Origin of the sequence: Tahibacter sp., from assembly GCF_035481375.1 — a bacterium.
Taxonomy (GTDB): domain Bacteria; phylum Pseudomonadota; class Gammaproteobacteria; order Xanthomonadales; family Rhodanobacteraceae; genus Tahibacter.
On sequence record NZ_DATIGT010000208.1, the window covers coordinates 1 to 2,864 of the forward strand.

Below are 2,864 nucleotides of genomic sequence, written 5' to 3' on the forward strand. Positions count from 1 at the left end.
GGGGAGCCACTGGCGCTGCGCGGTCGCGACGAGGCGGGCGAGCTCGGGGTAGGGACCGTCGGCGGCAAGCAGGCGTTCGCCGCGTTCCCAGGCGATGTAGGCGTCGAGCACGTGCCGCGGGCTGTCCGCGGGCGCGTCGCCGGGCGTCGCGTCGATCGGGCGCCACAGCGGATTCAGTACGAGATGAAAGCTCGAGAAGCGCTGCAGGATCGCGAGATTGGTCAGCCGTGCGACGGCCTGGCGATACGCGCCGATGAAATCGTCGCGCAGCGCGGCGTGGATGACGTTGCCGTCGGCAGCCAGCTGCGCGTCGAGCGCCGCGGCCGCGGCGGCGATCCACGGAGCGACGATTTCGGGAATGACCGGTTCGGTTGCCAGTCGTGCGGCACATTGCGGTGTGATCGTCGGGCGCTCCGCCGCGGCCCCGGTGCGCTCGTCGGCATCGTCAACGGGACGGCAGTCGCCTTGGTCGGTCACGTGCGCACCTCGATGTCGGTCGTCGGAGGAATCGGTCGTCGGAAAGCGGCGGCGCGCAGACACTCCCGTGCATCCGCGCACCGCCGAAGGCTGCTCCGGCGCGCAGGCGTCCGGGGCTCCGGCAGGAACCCGTTCGACACGCGCGCGGAGCGAGGAGCGGTGTTGCTTACTTGTTGCCGACGCAGGTCAGCGACGCGAGCGAGCCCGCGCAGATCGGCGAGGTCGGCGTGCAGGTCGTGCATTCCCAGGTCGAGGCGGCGGCGGTGGCGGAGCCGAGCGACTTGTTCGACAGGTCGGTGCCGACGAACGGCGGCAGGGTCAGCGTGTGGGTGTCGGCGGTGTCGGCGACGGTCTTGACGGTGACGCCGTCCGGCACGGAAATGCCGTTTTCCGCGAGCACGGCGGCGGGATCCTTCAGCAGCCGATCGCGCAGGGACTGATTGACGGCGCTTTCGATGCGCAGCTTGTCGAGCGTGGACAGCGACAGCGTATTGGGCCAGTTGAGACTCATGTGCGGAGACTCCAGGTGGCCGCGTTTCCGCGGCGATCATGTGGGTGCGCCCGATGCGGGCGTTGCCGGAGCCTGCGTTGTATACCAATGCGGAATGCTGCATGCAATAAAAAATTGCGATTGGGAATCAAATTTTCCGCGCTTTTTCACGGCAGCGGAAATATTTGTCGTTCGGCGGTTTTCCTGTGATAGCCGGGGGCGCTTCCCTGCGCTTTGCGAGAAGGAAACCATGCATGCGAGAGGCATGCGTCGGCATGGTGCGATGTCGTTGGCTGGTGCATCGCAGGTGTTGGAATGGCGCAGTGCGCTTCGCAACAAGCAAGGCGCATTGCGCCGCCTCGATGCGGCGAAGGTCCGGCCAACGCGCGGCGTGCGTCGATTGGGCGCGATGCCGTTCGGTTGCTGCGTCGCAGGCGTCGAGACGGCGCAATGCCCTTCGGTCATTGCGCCCTACGTACGCACAATTCGCCGTCGATTTCGGCTTCGAAGCGATCGGGCAGCGCCTGTCCGAGCACGTAGAAATGTCCCGTCGCGCCGGCGTAGCGGCCGGTGCCGGATTCCACCTGCTGGAAGGCGGTAAAGAACCTGTCATCGCCCTGCACGAATCCCGACAGGCCGCTTTCGCGCACGACGAGCGTGCCGTCGTCGAACGCATAGGTCAGCAGGCCCGATGTCGCGAGCGTGCCGGGTGCCGTCGCCGGGCCGCGCACGGCGCCGTCCATCACGAAGTAGGTCGTGCCTCTGAAGTTGCGATTGCCGTCGACGGTGCCGGCGGCGCAGAAGCCGTTCGGACTCGCGCAACCGTCGGTGACCTGCACGTCGTTGATGACGCCGCGTATCGCGCGGCAGTGCGGGTGCGAAGCGGAGGCGCTGCCGGCGGCGCAGAGAACGACGAGCGCGAAGCTGGTGACGAGCAGGGGTTTCATGGCGTGTTCCCGGTGAGCGGCACGGATCGGCCGCGCCCGCAGCTCAGCGTCGCCGCCGATCGGCGGCAACTACCAGCAGGTAATCGGCCGCATGCCTGCCGGCGTCGGCGCTGCCAATGCGCAATAACTGGAAAATGCGCAGGTGTTCACCACGGCGCAGCGACGCTCGCCGCCGATCTGCGGATGTTGCAGCGCTGCGCAGGCGTGTCGCCGCGACGGCGCGCGCGCGATTTGCCGCGCTAGCATGGCGCTTCGTCGTTTCCGCGAAGCTCTGCATGGACACCGATCAGCCGCTCGTCGCCGATTCGTTTCCGGCCGTGTTGCGTGCGCACCGCCGCCGCATCGGCCGCTCGCAGTTGCAGACCGCGCTCGTCGCCGGTATTTCGCAGCGTCACCTGAGCTTTCTCGAAAGCGGGCGCGCGCGGCCCGGACGCGGCGTCGTGCTCGCGCTGAGCGCGGCGCTCGGTCTGGACGTCGCGCGGCAGAACCAGATGCTGCTGGCGGCCGGTTTCGCGCCGGAATACGACGGCGAAGTGCGTTCGCCGGCCGAGGTCGAACTCGTCGAACGCGCGATGCGCGCGTTTCTCGACGCGCACGAACCGTTTCCGGCGCTGCTGTTGCGCGACGGCGCCTGGATCACGGAAGGCAACCGCGGCGCGACGCGGCTCTGGTCGGCCGTGCGCGGCGAATCGCTCGCGGCGGTTCCGCGCGACAACGTGTTCGAGCTGATGCTGCGTCCCGGCGCGCGCCGCGAACGGCTCGAAAACTGGAGCGAAGCCGCGGCCTGCCTGCTGCGCCGCTACATGGCCGAGCACGTTCAGCTGCGCCGGCCCGAACTCGATGCGCTCGTTGCGCGTCTTGCCGAGAATCCGGAAGTGCGCGAGCTGCTGCAGAACGATTCGGGCGCGCAAGCCGCGCCGGTCGTGCTGCTGCGCTATCGCTTCGACGAC

Annotated in this window: 5 protein-coding genes; 1 reads left to right on the forward strand and 4 read right to left on the reverse strand. The window is 68.3% G+C overall.

What is annotated here, in order from left to right; genetic code table 11:
* The 4 genes from VLF18_RS13780 to VLF18_RS13795 form a co-directional block, all read right to left on the reverse strand.
* The coding region (locus VLF18_RS13780; RefSeq protein ID WP_325280205.1) for a hypothetical protein at window positions 1-477 on the reverse strand (477 nt) is incomplete at its 3' end.
* Between the two features lie 166 nt (window positions 478-643).
* Window positions 644-988, reverse strand: a complete 345-nt coding sequence (locus tag VLF18_RS13785; protein WP_325280206.1) for a hypothetical protein — start codon at window positions 986-988, stop codon at window positions 644-646.
* A 440-nt stretch (window positions 989-1,428) separates the two neighbouring features.
* The gene (locus tag VLF18_RS13790; RefSeq protein ID WP_325280207.1) at window positions 1,429-1,914 is read right to left on the reverse strand and encodes a hypothetical protein; all 486 of its coding nucleotides are present in this window, start codon (window positions 1,912-1,914) and stop codon (window positions 1,429-1,431) included.
* A 43-nt stretch (window positions 1,915-1,957) separates the two neighbouring features.
* A complete protein-coding gene (locus tag VLF18_RS13795) occupies window positions 1,958-2,191 on the reverse strand; it encodes a hypothetical protein (protein ID WP_325280208.1) in 234 nt (77 codons plus the stop codon).
* Here VLF18_RS13795 and VLF18_RS13800 point away from each other — a divergent pair.
* On the forward strand, window positions 2,190-2,864 hold a 675-nt coding region (locus VLF18_RS13800), incomplete at its 3' end, for a helix-turn-helix domain-containing protein (RefSeq protein WP_325280209.1). The two genes, VLF18_RS13795 and VLF18_RS13800, sit on opposite strands and share 2 nt — an antisense overlap.